General features: G+C 61.3%; 17 protein-coding genes. 6 read left to right on the top strand and 11 right to left on the bottom strand.

Annotation, left to right across the window (positions count from 1 at the left end; genetic code table 11):
- Positions 1–29 precede the first annotated feature (29 nt).
- From SGN16_RS18600 to SGN16_RS18630, 7 genes are all read right to left on the bottom strand, one after another.
- The gene (locus SGN16_RS18600; protein WP_210639440.1) at positions 30–908 is read right to left on the bottom strand and encodes a LysR family transcriptional regulator; all 879 of its coding nucleotides are present in this window, start codon (positions 906–908) and stop codon (positions 30–32) included.
- Positions 909–1104: 196 nt separating this feature from the next.
- The gene (gene ycaC, locus SGN16_RS18605) at positions 1105–1734 is read right to left on the bottom strand and encodes an isochorismate family cysteine hydrolase YcaC (protein WP_335944338.1); all 630 of its coding nucleotides are present in this window, start codon (positions 1732–1734) and stop codon (positions 1105–1107) included.
- A gap of 147 nt (positions 1735–1881) precedes the next feature.
- Entirely contained in the window at positions 1882–3720 is a 1839-nt protein-coding gene (locus tag SGN16_RS18610) for an amidohydrolase (RefSeq protein WP_003203401.1), read from the bottom strand.
- Between the two features lie 118 nt (positions 3721–3838).
- Positions 3839–4477, bottom strand: a complete 639-nt coding sequence (locus SGN16_RS18615; RefSeq protein ID WP_210639442.1) for an antibiotic biosynthesis monooxygenase — start codon at positions 4475–4477, stop codon at positions 3839–3841.
- Positions 4470–4883 (bottom strand): DoxX family protein, encoded by a 414-nt coding sequence (locus tag SGN16_RS18620; protein ID WP_335944339.1) that lies wholly within the window; start codon positions 4881–4883, stop codon positions 4470–4472. Before SGN16_RS18620 ends, SGN16_RS18615 begins: the two co-directional genes overlap by 8 nt.
- Positions 4880–5827, bottom strand: coding sequence for a LysR family transcriptional regulator (locus tag SGN16_RS18625; protein ID WP_210639444.1), 948 nt, complete (start codon positions 5825–5827; stop codon positions 4880–4882). Before SGN16_RS18625 ends, SGN16_RS18620 begins: the two co-directional genes overlap by 4 nt.
- 139 nt (positions 5828–5966) lie before the next feature.
- Positions 5967–6788, bottom strand: a complete 822-nt coding sequence (locus SGN16_RS18630) for an alpha/beta hydrolase (RefSeq protein ID WP_210639445.1) — start codon at positions 6786–6788, stop codon at positions 5967–5969.
- Positions 6789–7168: 380 nt separating this feature from the next.
- On the opposite strand from SGN16_RS18630, the gene SGN16_RS18635 reads away from it, so the two are divergent.
- Entirely contained in the window at positions 7169–9976 is a 2808-nt protein-coding gene (locus SGN16_RS18635) for a winged helix-turn-helix domain-containing protein (protein WP_335944340.1), read from the top strand.
- Here the strand turns inward: SGN16_RS18635 and SGN16_RS18640 are convergent.
- Both SGN16_RS18640 and SGN16_RS18645 read right to left on the bottom strand, forming a co-directional pair.
- A complete protein-coding gene (locus SGN16_RS18640; protein WP_335944341.1) occupies positions 9923–11410 on the bottom strand; it encodes a winged helix-turn-helix domain-containing protein in 1488 nt (495 codons plus the stop codon). The two genes, SGN16_RS18635 and SGN16_RS18640, sit on opposite strands and share 54 nt — an antisense overlap.
- A gap of 183 nt (positions 11411–11593) precedes the next feature.
- Positions 11594–12544, bottom strand: coding sequence for a GlxA family transcriptional regulator (locus tag SGN16_RS18645; RefSeq protein WP_210639448.1), 951 nt, complete (start codon positions 12542–12544; stop codon positions 11594–11596).
- A 380-nt stretch (positions 12545–12924) separates the two neighbouring features.
- Here SGN16_RS18645 and SGN16_RS18650 point away from each other — a divergent pair, with 380 nt between their 5' ends.
- A complete protein-coding gene (locus SGN16_RS18650) occupies positions 12925–13647 on the top strand; it encodes a pirin family protein (protein WP_210639449.1) in 723 nt (240 codons plus the stop codon).
- 128 nt (positions 13648–13775) lie between these two features.
- On the opposite strand, the gene SGN16_RS18655 is transcribed toward SGN16_RS18650, so the two are convergent.
- On the bottom strand, positions 13776–14651 hold the full coding sequence (locus SGN16_RS18655) for a LysR family transcriptional regulator (protein WP_210639450.1): 876 nt from the start codon (positions 14649–14651) through the stop codon (positions 13776–13778).
- A 113-nt stretch (positions 14652–14764) separates the two neighbouring features.
- On the opposite strand from SGN16_RS18655, the gene SGN16_RS18660 reads away from it, so the two are divergent.
- Positions 14765–15964, top strand: coding sequence for a YbfB/YjiJ family MFS transporter (locus SGN16_RS18660; RefSeq protein WP_335944342.1), 1200 nt, complete (start codon positions 14765–14767; stop codon positions 15962–15964).
- A gap of 271 nt (positions 15965–16235) precedes the next feature.
- On the top strand, positions 16236–16637 hold the full coding sequence (locus SGN16_RS18665; RefSeq protein WP_335944343.1) for a hypothetical protein: 402 nt from the start codon (positions 16236–16238) through the stop codon (positions 16635–16637).
- A gap of 477 nt (positions 16638–17114) precedes the next feature.
- On the opposite strand, the gene SGN16_RS18670 is transcribed toward SGN16_RS18665, so the two are convergent.
- Positions 17115–18158 carry a GlxA family transcriptional regulator gene (locus SGN16_RS18670; RefSeq protein WP_210639453.1) on the bottom strand — a complete coding sequence of 348 codons (1044 nt, stop codon included), beginning with the start codon at positions 18156–18158 and terminating at the stop codon, positions 17115–17117.
- A 289-nt stretch (positions 18159–18447) separates the two neighbouring features.
- On the opposite strand from SGN16_RS18670, the gene SGN16_RS18675 reads away from it, so the two are divergent.
- A complete protein-coding gene (locus tag SGN16_RS18675; RefSeq protein WP_335944344.1) occupies positions 18448–20391 on the top strand; it encodes a methyl-accepting chemotaxis protein in 1944 nt (647 codons plus the stop codon).
- 217 nt (positions 20392–20608) lie between these two features.
- Positions 20609–21601, top strand: a complete 993-nt coding sequence (locus tag SGN16_RS18680) for a transporter (RefSeq protein ID WP_335944345.1) — start codon at positions 20609–20611, stop codon at positions 21599–21601.

Here is a 21601-nt window from a genome sequence, read left to right on the forward strand (position 1 = left end):
TCATGTGACGGCTGAATGCGTTGCGGGTCTTATTGCATCTGTTCGCGCAAGAACTCCACCAACGCCTGCACCGGGCGTGCACTTTGCCGATGCTGGGGATACACCGCCGACAGCGTCAACGGCTCGGTCTCGAAGCCCGCCAACACCTTGACCAGTCGCCCATCCTTCAGGGCATCGCCCAAAATGAAAGTCGGCAGATAAGTAATGCCCATGCCGGCAATGGCCGCATCCCTGAGCAAGTCACCGTTATTGGCGCGCATGCGTCCGGCGACCTCCAAGGTCAACGGTTTGCCCACCCCACCGAATCGCCACTGTACTTGCCGACTATGCCCATAGGGCAGGCAGTCATGAGTGCGCAGGTCCTCAGGTCGCACAGGTGTGCCTTTTTGCGCCAGGTAAACGGGGCTGGCGCAGTACACCCGCTCGATGGTCGCGATGCGTCGGGCAATCAGCGTCGAATCCTCCAGCACGCCGATGCGCAGTGCCAAGTCGTAGCCCTCCCCCAGCAGATCCACCGAGCGGTCGCTCAGGTCCACCTCGACGCTGACACCTTGATAGCGCTGCAGAAACAGCGGCAACAAGCTACCCAAGTGCGCCACGGCGAAGGACAGTGGCGCGCTGAGGCGAATGGTGCCGCGGGGCTCGTTGGTCTGGCCGCTGATGCCCTGTTCCACCTGCTCGACTTCGCTGAGCAGCCGCAGCGCCGCTTCGTAATAGCGCTGGCCCAGGGGCGTGACATCCAACCGCCGCGTCGAGCGATTGAGCAGGCGCACGCCCAGGCGCTGCTCCAGCTCCATGAGCTTGCGGCTGACGAACTGCTTGGACAGCCCCAGCTTATCCGCTGCGGCGGTGAAACTGCCCGACTCCATGACCTGGGCAAAAATGCGCATTTCTTCGAAGGGGTTCATTGTCATTCCAGGGTGGACAGTCAGGATGTTCTGTTGGCCATTGTGGTCGGGGCGAGATTGATTGGGAAGGTGTCGCATGTGCTGCCATCATTGCAAGCAGGCTCGCGATGACAGCGGATCAGCTTTGCCGAAAAATTGCTGCCAGGCACAAAAACGCCCGCACAAGGCGGGCGCCATCCAGCAGCAACCTTCAAGCTTACTTGGCCGTCAGCGCCGAGTAGCTGTTCATCAGGTTGCGGTAGTTCGGAATGCGTTGGGACAACAGGTTGCCCAGGCCTTCGATGTCGTTGCGCCAGTCGCGGTGCAGTTCACAGGCCACCGAGAACCAGTTCATCATCTGTGCGCCGGCAGCGGTCATGCGTACCCAGGCGGCCTGTTGCACGGTTTCGTTGAACGTCCCCGAGGCGTCGGTGACGACGAATACGTCGAAACCTTCAGCCAGTGCCGACAGGGTCGGGAATGCCACGCAGACATCGGTGACCACGCCGGCAATGATCAGTTGCTTGCGGCCGGTGGCCTTGATTGCCTTGACGAAGTCTTCGTTATCCCAGGCATTGATCTGGCCTGGACGTGGGATGTACGGCGCGTCTGGAAACATTTCCTTGAGCTCCGGCACGATCGGACCGTTAGGGCCTTTTTCGAAGCTGGTGGTCAGGATGGTCGGCAGGTCGAAGAACTTCGCCAGGTCAGCCAGGGCCAGCACGTTGTTCTTGAACTCGTTCGGCGAGAAGTCCTGGACCAGGGAAATCAGGCCAGTCTGGTGATCGACCAGCAGGACGACCGCGTCGTCTTTGTTCAGGCGGTTGTAGGCGGGAACGTTGCTCATGGGATGACTCCTTTGGGGATGGATCGTGTGGAACCTGTGGGAGCGAGCTTGCTCGCGATGGCGGCGAACCATTCAACATCGTCGTCGCCTGACACTCCGCTATCGCGAGTAAGCTCACTCCCACAAGGGATAGGTGTTTGTGCTCAGTCAGAAGGCAAAGCAGGAGCAGCCAAACGCGCCCCAGAAGCCTTGGAAATCGCTGACCGGCACGTTCGACAGCCGCGCCCGTTCATGGCTGTGGGAGTGAACCGTGCACGGACCACTGCACTGGTGAACCTGCGCCTGCAACGGTGAAGTCGGGCGCCAATGGCCCGGAACCTTGACCACCGGCGACCAGTCCGGCAGCACCGGTACGCTGGCCGGGCCAAGCTTTTCGAAGTCGCCGGCGGCGTACACCACCTTGCCGTCGACCACCGTCAACACTGACTCGATCCACTTGATGGCTTCTTCCTCGACGCTGAAGAAGTCCGCGCTCAGGGCTGCCAGGTCCGCCAGTTGGCCGACCTTGATCTGGCCTTTCTTGCCCTGCTCCGAAGAGAACCAGGCGCTGCCATGGGTGAACAGTTCCAGCGCGGTCAGGCGCGGCAGGCCCTCTTCGTGCAACGAGAGGCCGCCGACGGTGCGGCCGCTGACCATCCAGTACAGTGAGGTCCAGGGGTTATAGCTCGACACCCGGGTAGCGTCGGTACCAGCGCCCACCGGCACGCCTTCGGCCAGCATGCGCTTGATCGGCGGCGTGGCTTCGGCGGCCTTGGCGCCGTAGCGGTCGACGAAGTATTCACCCTGGAAGGCCATGCGATCCTGGATCGCGATACCGCCGCCCAGCGCCCGCACGCGCTCGATGTTCTTCGGCGTGATGGTCTCGGCGTGGTCGAAGAACCACGGCAGGCCGTTGAACGGGATGTCGCGGTTGACCTTCTCGAACACATCGAGCATGCGACTAATGGACTCGTCATAAGTGGCATGCAGGCGGAATGGCCAGCGCTGCTCCACCAGGTGCCGGACCACCGGCTCCAGATCCTGCTCCATGCCCGGCGGCAGGTCCGGACGCGGTTCGAGGAAATCCTCGAAATCCGCCGCCGAGAACACCAGCATCTCACCGGCGCCGTTATGCCGCAGGAAATCATCACCCTGGTGCAACTTGACGCTGCCGGTCCAATTCTTGAAGTCGCTGAGCTCTTCCTTGGGCTTCTGGGTGAACAGGTTGTAGGCGATGCGCACCGTCAATTGCTGTTCGCGCGCCAACTGCTCGATCACCGCGTAATCGTCCGGGTAGTTCTGGAAACCGCCGCCGGCATCGATGGCACTGGTCAGGCCCAGGCGATTGAGTTCACGCATGAACTGGCGCGTGGAGTTGACCTGGTATTCCAACGGCAACTTCGGCCCCTTGGCCAACGTCGAGTAAAGGATCATCGCGTTAGGCCGCGCCACCAGCATGCCGGTGGGTTCGCCTTTGCTGTCGCGCACAATCTCGCCGCCCGGCGGGTTCGGCGTGTCACGGGTGTAGCCGGCCACCCGCAGCGCGGCGCGGTTGAGCAAGGCGCGGTCATACAGGTGCAAGACGAACACAGGGGTGTCGGGAGCGGCCTGGTTGAGTTCTTCCAGGGTCGGCATACGTTTTTCGGCAAACTGGAATTCGTTCCAACCGCCCACCACGCGCACCCATTGTGGCGTTGGTGTGCGATCGGCCTGGTCCTTGAGCATGCGCAAGGCATCGGCCAGGGACGGTACACCTTCCCAACGCAGTTCCAGGTTGTAATTCAGGCCACCACGGATCAGGTGCAAGTGCGAGTCGTTGAGCCCAGGGATGACGGTGCGGCCCTTGAGGTCGATGACTTGGGTGCCGCTGCCGCGCAGGGCCATGGCCTCGGCGTCGGTGCCCACGGCGACGAAGCGTCCCTGGCTGATGGCTACCGCGCTGGCACGGGGTTTTTCACGGTCGACGGTATGGAACTGGCCATTGAACAGAATCAGATCGGCGTTCATCGGATTTCCTTCTGGATGAGTAGAGGCAAGGGACAGCCGCGGCCAGAAAGCCGCCGCAGCGCTGAGCAAGGACCCGGCGGCGAGCAATTGGCGACGCAGCGGATCGGTTGGGTCGTCCTTATTGGCCATGGCCGGGTTCCAAATGTTCGTGGGCTTTGGAGGCCTCAAGCCATGGAGCGAACAAACGGGTCGCCAGCGGCATGCACACGTACACCACCGAGAGCACGATGGTCAGGGTGATCAGGAACGTCGCCACCACATAGTTGGACAGAAAGGCGTTGAGTTGCAGCAATGGCCCCCAGATCAGCGGTACCAGCAAGGTATGGGGCAGGATCACCAGCAACGTCACCACAGCCTGCTTCCAGCGCGGCGGCGGTGTGGCCGCATCGGCCAACGGAGCGAACCAGAACTCCTTGTGCTGCGCGACTTCGGTCTGATCGCCGTCGGCCAGCAAGGGCGTGGCTTCCTCCACCAGTTCGCGACGTTCGGGCGAATCCAGCCAGCGCTGCATGGCCTCGGTGGAGCAGAACCGCAGCACGCAGGTAAACAGCGACAACCCGCCCTGCTTGCCCCGCACCACATCCACCCCCAGGTGGCCCGGCCATTGGCCGGCCACGCTGACGATACGGCGCAACCAGGCTTCATAAGCCGCATCCTGGCCGGCCTTGATCCGGTGCTTGACCACCAGGGTGACGATTTCGTCAAAGCCAGGCTTGGCCGGGCTCGCGGTTGATTCGATGGCTTGAGATTCAGACATGACGTAACACTCCAGCAAAACGCGTGCTCATCGCCAGGCGTCCAGGCCCGGCAATGAATACGCTGGTAAATACAATCAGCAGCAACCAGCCGAACTGCCCTTCTTCCAGGCTCCACTGCGGGTGCACCACCAGTAGCGCAACCGTCAACAGAAACAGGATAGGCAAGCAGGCCAGGCGTACCAGGACACCAGCCATGATCAGCAGCGGGCACAGCACCTCAGCGAAAATCGCCAGGATCAAGGTCGGTGCCGCGCCCAAGTGAAACGGGTCTTCGATACGGGTCAGCTCAACGCTGTAATGCAACAGCTTCGGCAGCCCATGGACCCAGAGCAAAAACAGCGCGCCACTCAGGCGCAGGAACAGCAAGCCCAGATCCTGCAGGGAACGTTCGTCAGAGATATTCATCGGTGAACTCCGACCGGGTCCGCCGAGGCGGCGGCCGGCAACGGTTGGGACATGTGGGTGGCAATACGCGAGCGCAGCCAGCGCTCGGCCGGGTCGTTGTCATGCACGCCGCTCCAGACCATCGACAACTCGGCCGCGTTGATCTCGAACGGCGGATCCTCGGCCCGCAGCGCGCAGCCTTCCACTAACGCGCAGGCGGCGTAGTCGGGGACGGTGGCGATCAGCTCGGTGCCGGCCAGCAAGGCTCGCAGCCCACTGAATTGCGGCACCGCCAGTACCACTTTGCGGGCCCGACCGATGCGGGCCAGGTCCAAGTCGATGTTGCCGCTCAGGTCGCCCGAGAACGAGACCATGGCATGGGGCCGCGCGCAGTATTCGTCCAGGGTCAGTGGCCCCGGACGCTTGTCGCCACGCAGGACCTTGCAGGGGATGTCTCGCAGTTTCTTGCGCTTGGCATTGGCCGGCAGGTCGGTGGTGTAACTGACCCCGACGCTGATTTCACCGCTGGCCAGCAGCGAAGACATCAGCAGGAAATTGGCCCGGCGCACCACGACGATAATGCCCGGCGCTTCTTCACGCAGTTGGCTCAGCAATGGTGGAAACAAGCCGAACTCGGCATCGTCGGACAGACCGATGCGGAACACGTCGCAGCTGGTCGACGGATCAAACGCCTTGGCTCGGCTGACCGCGCTGGAAATCGTGTCCATGGCCGGTTGCAGCTCCTGCAGGATCGCCAGCGCTCGCGGAGTCGGTTCCATGCCGCGACCATGACGGATCAGCAGCGGATCATCGAACAGATCCCGCAACCGCCCTAGCGCCGCGCTCACCGCCGGCTGGCCCATGAACAGCTTTTCGGCGACGCGGGTCAGGTTTTTCTCGAACATCAATGCCTCGAAGATCACCAGCAGGTTCATGTCGAGACGGCGTAAGTCGTTGCGGTTCATGGGGGTGAGTCCTATCGATCCTGTGGGAGCGAACCTGCTCCGGGCGGTGTTCCGACGAATACGGTGGCTCAGCTTGCATTTGATGTTTGCTGTACCGGCCTCTTCGCGAGCAAGCTCGCTCCCACAGGTTAGTGCTTGGTCAACCCTGGATGAACGCCAGCAGGTCCGCGTTCAAGCGATCCTTGTGGGTGTCGGTCAGGCCGTGGGGCGCGCCCGGGTAGACCAGCAATTGCGCGTTCTTCAGCAATTTGGCGGCGGCGATGCCGGCGGTTTCGATGGGGACCACCTGGTCGTCATCGCCATGCACCACCAGGGTCGGCACGTCGATGTTGCGCAGGTCTTCGGAAAGATCAGTCTCCGAGAACGCCTTGATGCAGTCGTAAGTGTTCTTGTGGCCGGCGAGCATGCCCTGCATCCAGAACCAGTCGATCATGCCTTGGGAGACCTTGGCCCCCGGCCGATTGGCGCCGAAAAACGCGCTGGCCACATCTTTGTATAGCTGAGAACGGTCGGCCAGGGAGGCTTGGCGGAAACCGTCGAACACCTCGATAGGCAAGCCGCCAGGGTTGGCCGGGGTCTTGAGCATCAGCGGCGTGACCGCCGAGATCAGGCCGAGCTTGGCGACACGTGCGGAGCCATGACGACCGATGTAGCGCGCCACTTCACCGCCGCCGGTGGAGAAGCCGAGCAGCACCGCATTCTTGAGTTCCAGGCGTTCGATCAGCTCGGCCAGGTCATCGGCGTAAGTGTCCATGTCGTTGCCGTCCCAGGGCTGGCTGGAACGCCCGTGCCCACGGCGGTCATGAGCGATCACCCGGTAGCCGTTGGACGCCAGGAACATCATCTGCGCCTCCCAACTGTCCGAGTTCAACGGCCAGCCGTGGCTGAAGACCACCGGTTGACCACTGCCCCAATCCTTGTAGTAAATCTCGGTGCCGTCGCGGGTGATGAAGGTGCTCATGACATGACTCCTTGAGGTGGGTGAATGGCTTCATGGTCCAGCCACGGGGAGCGTCTGCGTGAGTTAAACGTTGTTAATTTTTTCGGGACGGGCGTGTTAATCCCCCGGATGAAGACTGCTTTTGTGGCGCGGGGATTTATCCCCGCCGGACGGCGAAGCAGTCCCAGGACGGACCTCTTGGTGTGTCAGTCCATTAGGCTTTTGGGCCGCTGCGCAGCCCAACGGGGATAGATCCCCTCGCCACAGATTAATCCCCCTCGCCACAGAAGCGCGGTGTCTGCCAGAGAGGCGTGAGGGCTCCTCACCGTTGCGTTTGACGCAAAACCTGAGGAATATGCTCGGGTAAAACTCTGCACCGGGACCCGGACATTGAGAGCGACATGAGCCATTACCTCAACCTGCCCGTCGAACAGACCGTGCATTTCGGCCCTTACCGGGTCCATCCTCGCCAGCGCCTGGTGCTGGAGGGTGGGCAACCGTTGCGCCTGGGACGGCGGGCGGTGGAAATCCTGCTCGTGTTGCTCGAACACGCCGGGCAGGTGGTGAGCAAACAGCAACTGATCGCCCGCGTCTGGCCCACGAGCGTCGTGGAAGACACCAACCTACGAGTGCACGTCGCAGCGTTGCGCAAGGCCCTCGGCGATGGTCAGGCGGGCCAGCGCTACATCGTCACCGTGGCCCAGCGCGGCTACAGCTTTGTCGCACCGCTGTCGCTCGAACCCCTCGAGCAACTGGCGCGCATCCCCCATCCGTCATTGGCCCGCAACCTGCCCCTGCGCCGCACACGAATGATCGGGCGCCAGGCCCTGATAGACGTGCTGGTGGCCCAGTTACCGCGAAAACGTTTCATCACGCTGGTGGGGACCGGAGGCATCGGCAAGACCACCGTTGCCCTGCGCGTCGCCGAACAGTTGCTCGGCCACTATCGCGACGGTACTTATCTGCTGGACCTGGCAGCGCTCAACGATCCAGCCATGATCGCCCCCAACCTGTGTGCGCTGCTGGACCTGCCACTGCATGACGACGAACCGCTGGACAGCATCGCCCGCCAGCTCAAGGAGCGGCATCTGTTGCTGGTGATCGACAACTGCGAGCACCTGATCGACGCCATCGCCCTGCTTTGTGAAACCCTGCTGCGCGGCGCCCCGCATTTGCACGTGCTGGCCACCAGTCGCGAAAGCCTGCGGGCCGAAGGTGAACATGTGCAGCGCCTGGATGCCCTGGCGTACCCGCCACGGGAGATGTCCATCAAAGGTTATCCCGCCGTGGAGTATCCGGCGTTGCAGCTGTTCGCCGAACGGGCGATGGCCAGCCATGACGACTTCGAGTTGACCGACCACGAGGTACCGTTGGTGGTCGACATCTGCCAACGGCTGGACGGCATTCCCCTGGCCATCGAACTGGCTGCGGCGCAAGTCGGCCGCTTCGGGCTGGAGGAACTTCGCAGACAACTGCAAGGCAGCGTCGCCCTGCTGCACAATGACGTCGACGCCGCACCGCGTCAGCAAACCCTGCGCGCCACGCTGGATTGGAGCTTCGCGCTGCTCACCCCTTGCGAGCAGATCTGCCTGCAGCGCCTGGCGGTGTTCATGGGCAGTTTCAACCTGGCCTCGGCAGCGGCGGTGATCGTCGGCCAACATGTCGCGCCCGATCAGGTACTGGTGTCCGTCAGCCAGTTGGTCGCCAAATCCTTGCTCAACGTAGAAATCGGCGATGAAGAGGTGCGCTATCGCCTGCTCGACACCACCCGCAGCTACGCCTTGGAGAAACTCGCCGAAGCGGGAGAACTGGCGGCCAGCCAGGCGCGCCACGCCGAGCGTTGCCTGACGTTGATGGAGCAAGCCCAAAGCGACTGGGAAAACACCCCCACTCGGCTGTGGATCGCCCGCTACGCCGCCTACCGCGACGACATCCGTGCAGCGCTTGACCGGGGCTTGGGCCCCCAGGGCTCCCACGCCGTGGCAATCCGCCTGACTGCCCGCACCCTGCCCCTCTGGCAGGAACTGTCGTTGCTCAAGGAGCACGGCCTTTACGTCAGCAAAGCACTGAAATTACTCCAGGCCAGCCCCTCGCCGTGCCCAAGGTTGACCCTCGCCCTGGAACTGGCCCACGCCAGTTTCAATTACCACACCGAAGGTGGCACACCGGCCACCGTCCGCTCTTTCGTCACGGCCCGGCGGTTGGCGCAACAATGCCAGGACCTGGCGGGAGAACTGCGGGCGGTATCGGGGCACATGACCGTCAACCTCAGTCGCGGCAATTACCAGCAGGCGCTGGAACAAAGCCAGGACTTCGACCGGCTCGGCCTGCATGGCGACCCGAACCTCTCCTTGAGCGCCCAACGCTTGCGGGTGCTGGCGCTGCATTTCACCGGCGACCAGCGCGCGGCGCGGCGCGATGCCGAACAGGTGATCCAGCGCCTGGCCCAGAGCGGCCATCTCAGCCGGTTCAGCCATGGCTTTGGCGTGCAATACGATCAGAGCGTGGCCGCACTGACGATTCTGGCGCGCATCCTCTGGCTGCAAGGCTATGCCGAGAAAGCCCGGCGCACCGCCAACCTGGCGTTGCAGATCGCCCTGCAGATCAACCACGGCATTTCGATCTGCTACACCCTGGCGATGACCGGTTGCGTGATCGCCCGCTACAACGGCGATCATTCAACCGCCCGGGAAAGGCTCGATCTGCTCAAGCAACAGGCCAGAAAACATTCGGTGATGTTGTTCCATGACTGGGCCTGTCACTACGACTGCGCCTTCGCCGGTGAAACTCTGGAAGCGAGTCCGACGGGCACCGGGCTGATCCGCGATATCGTGGTCACGCTGCGGGCCGACCTCGTCAGCCCGGCGCAAATCGAACGCGCCCACAGCGGTGCTGCAGGCTGGTGTGCAGCGGAAATCCTGCGGGCCGGCGCCGAAACCTGGCTGGCACAGGACGATCCGTCCCTTGAGGGCCGCGCCGAAGATCAACTACTGCAGGCACTGGCCGTGGCCCGGCGCCATAACGCCCTGGCCTGGGAACTGCGCAGCGCCATGTCCCTGGCCCGACTATGGCAACGCCGGGGGCAGACGCTCGCCGCGCAGGATCTGCTCGAGCCGGTCTATCGACGCTTCACCGAAGGCTTCGACACTCCCGACCTACAGGGAGCCGACGCGCTGCTCCAGACGCTGAGTCAACGGCTCGGGCATTGACCGGCGCGGCCCCCAAGCCTCTTGCAGCACATAACGCCGATGGAGCGCCTGCCACTGACCACTGCACCGCAGCTTTTCCAGGGCATAGGCGCGGGTGGTGTGGAGCAAGTGAAAACGAACCCCGTCGGCGCATTGCTCGACCATCAGCAGCGACTGGCTCACCAACCGCGACAGCAGCCAGGGCAATTGACCGACGCTCAGCTCGGCACAACTGATCACCGCCATCGCCGCCCGCAGGGTAAAGGGTGTCTCGAACACCGCCAGGCGCTGGAACACCACTTGCTCGTCAGCGCTCAAGCGCTCGAAACTCCAATCCAGCACAGCCTCCAGGCTTTGATGGTGGATCACCGCCGTGCGTCGTCCATGGCTCAGGAAAGACAGGCCATAATCCAACTGCTCCAGCACTCCCGCCACCCCCAAAGCATCGACCTGGACCGCCGCCAACTCCAACGCCAATGGCAAACCGTCCAGGCGTTGGCAGACCTGAGCGAGGGTCTGCACGTCGCGCCCTGCCGGTTTGAAGCCTTGCTGCCGGGCGCCGACCCGCTCGATCAACAACTGCACAGCCGGGCACGCCAATATCTGATGTTCAGGTTCAAGGGCCGACGCCACCGCCAATCCCTGCAACCGCACAACGCTCTCATCCGGAATACCCAGAGGTTCGCGACTGCTCAACAACAGCGACACGCCAGGGGCCGAGCGCAGTGCCTGAACCAGTTCCCGGCAGCCCTCGATCAAATATTCGAAACCATCGAGCACCAGCAACATTCGACGGGATGCCAGTTGCTGGTTCAACTCCCCGCCTTCCAAACCGAGCGTGCGGGCGACCTGCGCTGGCACCTGCGAAGAATCGCTAATGACGGACAGGTCAACGAACCAGGCACCGTCGTCAAAATACTCCAGCATCAGTTCCGCCACCCGCAACACCACGGTGGTCTTGCCGACACCGCCCGGGCCGGTCACGGTGGTCAGCGGCTGGCGGGGCACTTCGGCCAGTAACTGGCCCAGCACTTTGTCGCGACCGATCACTGGGCTCAGGCGGGCGGGCAAGTTGTGTCGCTCGGGCCATCGGTTGACATGCCGCTCGACATTCGCTTCCAGAATCACCGGGGCGGCAAGGCAATAACCTTGCCGGGGATGATTGAGGATATAGCGAACGCCGTCCCGCCCATCGCCGAAGGCCCGCCGCAGCGCCGCGATGTGCACCCGCAGGTTGATTTCTTCCACGACGCTGTCGGGCCAGACGCGCGCGATAAGCGCTTGCTTGCTGACAAATGTGCCGGCGTGCTCGACCAGCACCTGAAGAATGTCCAGGGCACGTCCGCCCAGCGCCAAGGGTTTGCCGTCACAAGTGACCAGGCGCTGCTGTCGATAAAAGGCAAACGGACCGAAGCCCACCGCCGGCTCGGTATCGGGTTTGACGAAACTGTTCATGGGCGATCCAGCGCCGGGTAACCGGGGCGGGCATGGCGTTACGGATCATCGAACGCGTCTGCCCTGGCTCCTGCGCATCCTTTCCAAAGGGTTCGCCGTTATCTTGGCAGGCACAGGTCTCAGGACAATGCTGGCACAGGGAGCACCACGGACATCACGGTGCCCTGGACGGACACCGATGGATCAACTGAACTGCTGGCGATATTGCACCGGGGTCAGGCCGAGCTTTTCACTGAACAGATAACGCATGTGCCGCACGCTGCCGAAGCCACTGCGAAACGCCACGGTCTTGAGCGGCAGGTCAGTGGTTTCCAGCAACTGACGAGCGCGATCGATGCGCGCGCCCTGCAGGAACTCCATGGGCGTCATCTTCACCTCACGGGCGAAGACCCGGGCGAAATGCCGCGAGCTCATGGCGGCCAAAGCGGCCATGCGCTCGATGGTGAAGGGTTCTTCCAGGCGCTCCATCACATGATTCTGCACCCGGGTAATGGCCGATTCCTGCGTCGCCACCGCCGCTACCAGGGGACTGAACTGCGCCTGCCCGCCCTGGCGTTTCATCACGACCAGCAGAACCTTGGCCACATCCAACGCGACTTTGCGACCGTGGTCTTGCGCGACGATGGACAGCGCCAGGTCGATCCCGGCGGTGACGCCGCCGGAAGTGATCAAGCGACGGTCCTGCAGGAAGATCTTGTCGGTTTCCACCATTGCCTTGGGAAAACGCCGGATCAGGCGTTCGGTGTAATGCCAGTGGGTGGTGACGCGGTAACCGTCGAGTAATCCAGCCTCGCCGAGCACAAAGGCCCCGGTGCAAATGGACCCGTAGCGCGTGGCCCGTTGCGCCGCTGCCCGCAGCCAGGTATGCAAGCCCGGATGCTGGTTGTTATAGGCCCCCGGCCCGCCCGGGACCAGCAACACGTCATAGGCCGCCCAAGCCTGGTCGATATGAATGTCGGCCTGCACCGTCACGCCGTTGGAAGCCCTTAATGCACCGCGCTCGGTGCCCAGGGTCAGTAATTGATAACGGTGATCCGGATCGAGATAGCGATTGGCGATGGAAAACACTTCCAAAGGCCCGGCCATGTCGAGCAGCAAGAAATCCGGGAACAGCACCATTGCAACGGTTTTCATTGGGGATACGCCAAAAAAATCCAGGGGAACGCAGCGAAGCCTAACGCCCGCCAATCAATAAATGTGCAGACCGTAGATTTCCCCTGTGGGAGCGAGCTTGCTCGCGATAGCGTCCGTCCAGCTGAATCGATGTAGATTGACACTACGCCATCGCGAGCAAGCTCGCTCCCACACAGTTCATCGTTTGGCTGACAGGCTTGAGTCAAAGCCTCAGCATTATGGCGAAGCGAAGCGACTGCTGGTGACATTTGAGCATTGTCCACTCAAAACGGACAGTATTTCGTTTTCCACCTGCTTATTGAATAGTTCGATAACCATTAACCTTCTTCTGAACCCGGCGAACGGCCACAGCCATCGCCCACTGAACCAGGAGAACTACCATGCTGACCCTTCGCAAAGCTTCGGACCGCGGCATCGCCCGTCACGGCTGGCTGACCTCGTTCCACACCTTTTCTTTTGCCAGCTACCGCAACGTCAATGAACAAGGCTTCTCCGACCTGCTGGTCATCAATGACGACCGGGTCGCCGCCGCCAAGGGCTTCGGCCAACATCCCCATCGGGACATGGAGATTTTCTCCTATGTGCTCGAAGGTGCGCTGGAACACAAGGACACCCTGGGTACGGGCTCGGTCATTCGTCCGGGCGACGTGCAATTGATGAGCGCTGGCAGCGGTGTGGCCCACAGTGAGTTCAACCACAGTGCCGACGAGTTGGTGCATTTCCTGCAAATCTGGATCGTGCCCAACGTCAGTGGCGCCACACCGCGCTATCAACAGGAACACTTCAGCGCCGAACAAAAACGCGGTCGCCTGCAATTGATCATTTCCCCGGACGGTGCCGACGGTTCGCTCCAGGTGCGCCAGGACGCAAGGGTCTACGCCGGGCTGTTCAACGGCCAGGAAAGCGCCACCCTGGCGCTGCCAGCCGATCGCTATGCCTACGTCCATGTGGCCCGGGGCAGTGTCGAGCTTAACGGTGTGCCGCTACAGGAAGGTGACGGTGTGCGAGTGCGCCAGGAACAGGCACTGACGTTGAGCAACGGCCAGGATGCCGAGGTGCTGGTGTTTGATCTGCGGCCGCAGGAACTGCCGCAGATGCCATGACAGGGGTGCCTGTGAGCACCTGTGGGAGCGAGCTTGCTCGCGATAGCGCAGTACCAGCCAGCGTTGATGCTGGCAGGACTGACGCGATCGCGAGCAAGCTCGCTCCCACATTGGATCCTGTGACCGCTTTACTCATTCTCCAGCGCAAACACCTCGACAATCTCATCAATCACCGCCCGCACCCGCGCGGTATGGCGCAGGTCCGCGTGGGTGACCAGCCATACCTCATAGGGCAGCGGGCGCGTGCGCTCCGGCCACAACCGCACCAACCCGTCCCGCTCCCCCATATACACTGGAATCTCCCCCACCCCAATGCCCGCGGCAATTGAGCGACGCACTAACAGGCTCGAACTCAAGCTGGCGACGATCCGCCCGCGGCTGATCGGTTCCGAGACCAGGGTAAAGTCCTTGTTGCCCTGCAAATAGGGCTGGTAGACCACCAGGTCATGGCCTTCGAATGCGCTGCCAGGCGACGGTACGTCATGGGTATCGACATAGGCCTGGGAGGCGAACAGGCCCACCGGCCAGCGCGCAATCCGCCGGGCGATCAGGTCGGGATTGTCTGGCCGGGTGTTGCGCACGGCGATGTCCGCTTCACGCTTGACCAGGCTGAGGATCTGCGTGGAGGCGTCCAATTGCACCCGCACGTCAGGGTGGCGTGCATGCAGGCTGGCAATGGCCGGAATCAGAAAGTCGATTGCCAGCGAATCGGTGGTAGCCACACGCACGTTGCCGATCAGGCGCTCATCCAGGCCCTGTATCCGTCGCTCCAGCTCCAGCGCCGAATGCTCCATTTTCTCCACCGCCTTGAGCGCCGCTTCGCCCACCGCCGTCAGTGCATAACCGTCGGAGGTACGCAGGAACAACGCGGCGCTCAGGGATTTCTCCAGTGCGTTGATACGCCGCCCCACGGTCGCCTGATCCACCCCCAGTAGCCGCGCGGCGCCGCGCAAGGTCGACGCTCGACAGACAGCAAGAAATACCCGTGCATCATCCCAATTCATCTGGCCTCCCACATGATGCACAAATGCATCACATTGCCGCGAAATCGCTGCGCAAACGCAGCAACGATAGCCGATATGCTGAGCACCATAAACCTTTTCGCAGGATCGCTATCATGAGTAACCCTTCCGCTACGCTCGACGCCCCCCGTGCCGGCATCTGGTTGCCGATCCTTGCGGGTCTTTGCGCCAGCCTCGTCAGCATCGGCCTGGCGCGTTTCGCCTACACACCGCTGATTCCTTCGCTGATCCAGGCGCAGTGGTTTTCTGCCCATGACGTGGTCTACCTGGGGGCTGCGAACCTGGTCGGCTACCTGATCGGTGCTCTGCTCGGCCGGCCCGTGGCCCGCCGGCTGACGAATAAAAACGCCTTGCGGCTGATGATGCTCGCCGTGACGGCCGCGTTTTTCGCCTGCGCCTTTCCCGTGTCGGTGACCTGGTATTTCGCCTGGCGATTGCTATCGGGGATCGCCGGCGGTGCAATCATGGTGCTGGTGGCGGCAACCGTGCTGCCCCACGTCCCCGCAGCACGTAGAGGGCTGGCCAGTGGCGCGATTTTCCTTGGTATCGGCCTGGGCATCGCCGGCTCCGGCACGATCGTGCCGCCACTGTTGAGCCTCGGCCTGCAGGCCACCTGGCTGGGGCTCGGGGCGCTGTCGCTGGTACTGACCGGGCTGAGCTGGTTCGGTTGGCCGCAGGATCTGCCGCACGTGGCCGCCAACGCTAGCGACGCCAAGCCCGACGAGCCAACGCCTCGCGCCGTGTACCAATTGTTCGCTCAATATGCGTTCATGGCCGCCGGGCTGGTGCCTGCCATGGTCTTCCTGGTGGATTATGTGACCCGCGGTCTCGGTGCCGGTGCGCATATCGGGGCGCTGGTCTGGGTGATGTATGGCCTCGGTGCGATTATCGGGCCGGTGAGCTATGGCTTTCTTGCCGACCATCTCGGGGCGCGCAGGAGTATTCGACTGGTCCTGGTCGTGCAAGCGATTGCCCTTGGCTTGCTGGCGATCTCACACACCTTCATCGCATTGGCGTCACTGGCGCTGATCATCGGTTCATTCCCACCCGGCATTGTGCCTTTGGCCCTGGCCCGGGTGCATGAACTGGTACCGGACCATCACCGTCAACAAGTCGCCTGGAGCCGTGCCACCGTATCGTTCGCCACCTTCCAGGCCGTGGCCGGGTTTGCCTATTCGGCGCTGTTCAATGCCAGCGGCGGGCATCACGCCGTGCTTTTCCTGGTTTCAGGCGGGGCAATTATTTTTGCGCTGATACTCGACTTCATCTTCGTGGAGAAAGAAGACTCGAAATGAGCGAGTTCAGGTGAAAAAAATCTAAAGAACCCCGGCAATCCGGCGAATTCAAGCTTCACTCTGTGAGGCGAAGCCCATCGGCGTCGCAGATAACGCTTCCACGCCTTGCGCGCGAACCCGAATCGTCTATAAAGTTCCGCCGGCAATCCGGATTTCTGACCAGCAGTTACCTGATGCCTCGTTGGATTGTTGACTCATTGTTACAAGCCGAGCAAAATGATTTCAATTTGCCATCTCAGCCCTTAGCTTCAGATATTTCATGGAAGAAAGCATGAAAACGGTTATATCGATCGCCGTACTTTTCGTAGCGTGCTGCGCCACAGCGGACGTTCAGAAAATCCAATATAACTACGACGATTCGGCGGCAGAATACGCCATCGTCTCGTTTGCTGAACATGGTCCTGCGATCCACGCCACCATACGAAGAACGGGGGCCTACTTCACTAGCTATACAAAATTGGAGCTTGATTGCGCCAACCGTAATGTCCGTCATATGGGCATGTATAACAGCGTCGAGGCCTTGGAAAACGTTCAGTTTGACGAGATGCAGGGGCGAATCGTCGAGGGCACCGTGGCTGATGAAGTAGGGAAAGTACTCTGCAGCGGTTCCACCTTGACCGCCTCGCAGTCCGCTGAACTGCCTGCCGAAGCGCAACCAGACGACAAGATTTGACCCCTACGCCGCTAGCCTGCGGCGTTGTCTTTCGCATCCGTGCGAAAGTCACTACAGAGCAAAATGCTCTGACATGGATGTCTTCGTATTGGATGGCGAGGCCTTGCGACGGCTCGCCAGCGAATACTGCAAGACCCTTTATTTCTGCATAGACAGAAAAAGGCAACCTGACCCGATTACCTGAAGTACCTGCCTAGTCTTGGCGGGTGGGGAAGATTCATGCACGCAAAAAAGATATTCGAGTTCCTGATGTCGCTGTTGGCCTACGCTCTTGTCTCACTGCTCTGGTTTGCGTACGCCGTTCCAAGCATGATCGAGCAAGACTCAGACCTCTCATTGATCGTGGCCGCCACCGGGTCGATCATTTGGATGTGTGCCACGGGCTGTATCGTTTTGTACATGATCCAGAAGTCCCGAGCGAGCTGATCGAGAGATCGAACCCACTCGGCTACGCAAAAAGCGCGTTACATCGAGGCCTTAGCGCAACGCTTGTTTTCGCTCAAGCCTGGAACGATAACTGCCCGGTGGAACGCCGAAAAAATCCCGGAAACGCCGTTGGAAGTGCGGCGAACTGACAAAGCCCGTCGCCACGGCGATTTCTGTCACGGACCGATTGGTTTGCTGGATGAGTTGGCGCGCGCGCGTCAGGCGCAGTTCCAGGTAATAGCGCGTCGGGGTCGCCCCGAGAAAACTGCAGAAGCGTCGTTCCAACTGCCGCTTGGAAATCTTGACGCACGCCGCCAGCTCATCGATGGTCAAGGGCTCCTCTACGTTTTGCCACATCAGCTCCAACGCCAGCTTGAGACTTTCCGGCAGCGTCGGGTCCGTTTCGACAAAGACCGGCGGTAAATCCGAAGCATCATCGCCGGATTCATCACAGCGAAGAATCTCCTCGATCGCCCCCACCAGCGCCTGCCCTCCCGTCTTGCTGATCAACTGGAGCATCATGCGCAGCGAGCTGTTCGCGCCGGCGCAACTGACCCGCTCCCGGTCAACCACGTAGGCGCGGCTGGAAACCTTCACGTGGGGAAACATCTCCGTCATCATGGCGCGGCTTTCCGGATGCACGGCGCATTCGAAACCATCGAGCAGGTTGGCATCGGCAACAAAAAACACGCCGTTCCACAACCCGCCCAGTATCGCCCCGGACGTTGCATTGGCGCGCAGCTTGCGACGCAGCAATGGATGGCCCTGCAACTTCACACGAAAGCCACCGGCGACGATCAGCACGTCCTGGTTCTCCGGCATCTGCGCCAGCTCGATGTCAGTCGAGATGACGATTCCCAGGTCGCTCGTCACCTGCGCCCCGGAAACCCCCACCGTCAATACCTCGTAGAGCGGCATGTCGCTCATCAGGTTGGCGGTCACCAGCGCGTCCACCGCCCCGGTGAAGGACATCATCGAGAAGTTATCCATCAACACAAACGCGACACGGATCGGCGCCTGGTTGGCAGGTGCCGACCCGAGCGGTCGATAAGCCATGTTCTTGTTTTTAAGTACGCTTTCGAATGCGCTTGGCATAGGACCTCGTTGATACATGAAGACGACCAGTACTTACCTGACGCCGACACCTTTAGAAAAGGCCAGTGGGATGCAGTGCCGCCGGCACTATCTTCCAGATTAGCGAGGTTGTCTGCAATCGCCTCGCGGCAGCCTGATCGATCTCCGGTGGCAACCCATCGGCCTAAAGTACATGGGACTTTGGTCGATATGCTATGGGTAGGCATGGGCGCTTCCCTTCCAGAATTCGTAACGCTCACCGCTAATGTTTCCGCCGCTCCAACACCTAAAATATTCCGCGGGAGAAGTCATGAATATCAAACAGAAGCTGACATGGGCGTTCGCGGCCATTGCCTGCCTCCCGGTTGTCCTGGTGGCAGTGCTCGTGGTGTTGAACCTGCGCGACGCCGCAAAAGCCAACTTCCTGGATAGCAGCGGCCGTGAAATCCGCCAGATCGACAATGGCATGAAACAGTTCTTCGACGGCATCAGCCAGAACGTGGAATTCTTTGCCAAGGATCCTCGGATCGTCGCGGCCAAGGATCTCAAAAACTATTCCGGTGCCGACGCCGCACAAATCCCTCTTCCTGAGAACAACAAACAGCTTTTGGATATCTTCGACAGATTTGCCAAGAGCCACCCGACCACAGCGTACCTTTCCGTAGGCCTTGCCGACGGTGGCTATGCCAGCTGGCCTGACGATCCCAAAATCTCCAATTACGACCCACGGGTACGTCCATGGTACAAGGCAGCCATAGCCGCACCGGGCACCACCGTTCGCACAGATGCTTATTATTGGGCACCAGATGATGTGTCACTGATCGGCATCGTACATACGGTTTCAGACGCCGCCGGCAAGCTAGTGGGTGTCGTTGGCCTGGACGTGTCGCTCAAGCAACTGACCGAGCTGGTCAAGAACATCAAGCTGGGCGAAAGCGGCTACCTGATGCTGGTCGAAGCCAACGGCAATGTCCTGGTCGATCCGGCCGATGCCAAGCACAACTTCAAGCCGTTGGCCGACCTTGGCCCCAACTACGCCGAGCTGGCTAAAAGCAGCGATGGCGTGACCCAGATCGAGATTGACGGTGTGCCTTACATGGCCAACGTCGTCAGTTCCAAGGGCCTGGGCTGGCGCTTCATCGGCCTGATCAAGCGCGATGAAGTGATGGCCGAGGCTTCGAGCCTGACCTGGTTGATCGCCGTCATTGCCGCTGCGCTGGCGGCGGTCTTCGCAGTCGTCGGTGCCAGTTTCGCCAGCGTCATCGTGCGTCCGATTCGCGGTGTTGCCAACGGCCTGCAGGAAATCGCCGAAGGTGAAGGCGACCTCACTCGTAAACTCTCAGTGCAAGGCAAGGACGAAACGGCCACTCTGGCGGGCTGGTTCAACCAGTTCCTGGGCATGATCGCGCAACTGATGCAGCGTATCGGCAGTGCCTCTTCCGACCTGCAAACGGCCGCGGCCGATACCAGCCACGTGGCTCAAAACATGAACGACGCTGCCGGGCGCCAGCGCCAGGCCGTGGAGCTGGTCAGCACCGCGTTCAACGAAATGGTTGCCACCGCCAACGAAGTCGCCCGCTCCTGCAGCCAGGCCGCCTCCAGTGCGGACGAAGGCTACCGCGACGTGCACGACGGGCAGCAGCACATCGGCGAAGCCACCGGCAGTGTGCTGAGGCTGAGCGAGGACCTGCAAAAGTCGACCCAGACCATGCAAGCGCTGGAACAGGACAGCAAGAACATCAACACCATCCTCGACACCATTCGCTCGATTGCCGAACAGACCAACCTGCTGGCCCTCAACGCCGCCATCGAGGCAGCACGCGCCGGTGATCAAGGTCGCGGCTTTGCCGTGGTGGCCGACGAAGTCCGCGCCCTGGCCCGGCGCACCGCCGACTCTACAGGCGAGATCGACAGCCTGCTGGGCAACCTCGCCCGACGTACCCAGGAAGTCACCCTGCAAATGCAGGGCAGCCTCCAGGTGTCGCAAACCAGCGTGGAACGCATCCAACAGGCCCGCGACAGTTTCGACAAGATCCGCACCTCAGTGGATTCGATCCGCGACCAGAACACCCAGATCGCCACGGCCGCAGAGGAACAGCACCAAGTGGCCGAAGACATCAACCGGCACATCGCGCAGATCCATGCCGATGCACAGCTGGTCGAGGAATTCGCCCACTCGGCGCAGACCGGCTCGGGGCGCTTGACCGATATTTCCGGGCAGCTCAAGGGGTTGGTAGGGCGCTTCAAATTCTAGTGTTTCCCGCCTGATTGCCAGGGATGGCTTCAGGCAAATGGTATCCCTCTTGTTGCGTGGTTAGTCAGCGTCTAGCGATCAACCATGCCCCCCCCACTTCGTGGCACTCCCAGTCAACTCTGGCCGCTGTGCACAAGCATCGCCCACATCCCGGACTTAAAGTCGAAGTGCCAGGGGAAGTTCCCCCGCTCACAATTCCAAGAATAGAGCCACTTCAATGAGCCTGACCAAATCCCTGCCAGCGTGCCTGGCACTCAGCTTCGCCTCATTTGCCGCCCATGCCGCCGATGGCCCGCCTCCACCTTCGGTGAGTCAGCCCAGCGGTATCAACCTGGGCGGCACCAGTTTCTACGACGGCTTTGCAGGGCCGCCCGGGCTGACTCATCAGACCTATTTGAAGTTCAGCACCGCCAGCAGCATCAGGACCAACGGGGGCAAGAAAAACAGCGCCTTTGATGATCCGAAGATCAACGTCATCACGATGGTCAATCAATTGAGTTACTACTCACCCGACACCTTCGCGGGCGGGGCGCACCTGGGCTGGAGTCTACTGGTGCCCGTCGTTTCCCTGGACGGCGATTTCGGTGACAACGGTGCCAAGCTCAAGGATAACGCCGCAGGCCTTGGCGATGTCACGGTCGGGCCCCAGGTCCAGTTCGATCCGATCGTCGACGCTACCGGCAGGCCGGTTTTCGTGCAGCGCATGGCCTTCGACACCATCCTGCCAACGGGCAAATACGACAAACACAAAGACCTGAACCCAGGCTCCAACTACTTCTCCCTGAACCCCTACTGGGCAGCGACCTGGATGCCGGCGCCACGCTGGGAGGTGAGCTGGAGACTGAATTACCTGTACAACTTCAAGAACGACGATCCGGCAAGCAGTTCGGCGCAGTTCTTCGAAGGGCAATCCGTACGCGACACCCAGTCGGGACAGTCAGCATGGGCGAACTTCACCGTCTCGTATGAGGTGCTTCCAAAGGTCTCGGTGGGCATCAACGGCTACTACTTCAGGCAGATCTCGGATGACAAGGTCAACGGCAACACCATGACCGACTCCCGGGAAAAAGTATTGGGCATTGGCCCGGGGCTGTTCTGGAAGATCACCGAAGACAAAGCCTTTTGGCTTAACACCTATAAGGAAACCGGCGTGGAGAATCGCTCCCGAGCGGATTACCAGGTGCAGGTTCGTTACGTTCACAAGTTCTGA

Origin of the sequence: Pseudomonas sp. G166, assembly GCF_037027455.2 — a bacterium.
GTDB lineage: Bacteria > Pseudomonadota > Gammaproteobacteria > Pseudomonadales > Pseudomonadaceae > Aquipseudomonas.

Bases quoted from the DNA above. Each gene is read 5' to 3' on its own strand.
- SGN16_RS18600 (WP_210639440.1), bottom strand. From the start codon at position 908: ATGAACCCCTTCGAAGAAATGCGCATTTTTGCCCAGGTCATGGAGTCG.
- ycaC (WP_335944338.1), bottom strand. From the start codon at position 1,734: ATGAGCAACGTTCCCGCCTACAACCGCCTGAACAAAGACGACGCGGTC.
- SGN16_RS18610 (WP_003203401.1), bottom strand. From the start codon at position 3,720: ATGAACGCCGATCTGATTCTGTTCAATGGCCAGTTCCATACCGTCGAC.
- SGN16_RS18615 (WP_210639442.1), bottom strand. From the start codon at position 4,477: ATGTCTGAATCTCAAGCCATCGAATCAACCGCGAGCCCGGCCAAGCCT.
- SGN16_RS18620 (WP_335944339.1), bottom strand. From the start codon at position 4,883: ATGAATATCTCTGACGAACGTTCCCTGCAGGATCTGGGCTTGCTGTTC.
- SGN16_RS18625 (WP_210639444.1), bottom strand. From the start codon at position 5,827: ATGAACCGCAACGACTTACGCCGTCTCGACATGAACCTGCTGGTGATC.
- SGN16_RS18630 (WP_210639445.1), bottom strand. From the start codon at position 6,788: ATGAGCACCTTCATCACCCGCGACGGCACCGAGATTTACTACAAGGAT.
- SGN16_RS18635 (WP_335944340.1), top strand. From the start codon at position 7,169: ATGAGCCATTACCTCAACCTGCCCGTCGAACAGACCGTGCATTTCGGC.
- SGN16_RS18640 (WP_335944341.1), bottom strand. From the start codon at position 11,410: ATGAACAGTTTCGTCAAACCCGATACCGAGCCGGCGGTGGGCTTCGGT.
- SGN16_RS18645 (WP_210639448.1), bottom strand. From the start codon at position 12,544: ATGAAAACCGTTGCAATGGTGCTGTTCCCGGATTTCTTGCTGCTCGAC.
- SGN16_RS18650 (WP_210639449.1), top strand. From the start codon at position 12,925: ATGCTGACCCTTCGCAAAGCTTCGGACCGCGGCATCGCCCGTCACGGC.
- SGN16_RS18655 (WP_210639450.1), bottom strand. From the start codon at position 14,651: ATGAATTGGGATGATGCACGGGTATTTCTTGCTGTCTGTCGAGCGTCG.
- SGN16_RS18660 (WP_335944342.1), top strand. From the start codon at position 14,765: ATGAGTAACCCTTCCGCTACGCTCGACGCCCCCCGTGCCGGCATCTGG.
- SGN16_RS18665 (WP_335944343.1), top strand. From the start codon at position 16,236: ATGAAAACGGTTATATCGATCGCCGTACTTTTCGTAGCGTGCTGCGCC.
- SGN16_RS18670 (WP_210639453.1), bottom strand. From the start codon at position 18,158: ATGCCAAGCGCATTCGAAAGCGTACTTAAAAACAAGAACATGGCTTAT.
- SGN16_RS18675 (WP_335944344.1), top strand. From the start codon at position 18,448: ATGAATATCAAACAGAAGCTGACATGGGCGTTCGCGGCCATTGCCTGC.
- SGN16_RS18680 (WP_335944345.1), top strand. From the start codon at position 20,609: ATGAGCCTGACCAAATCCCTGCCAGCGTGCCTGGCACTCAGCTTCGCC.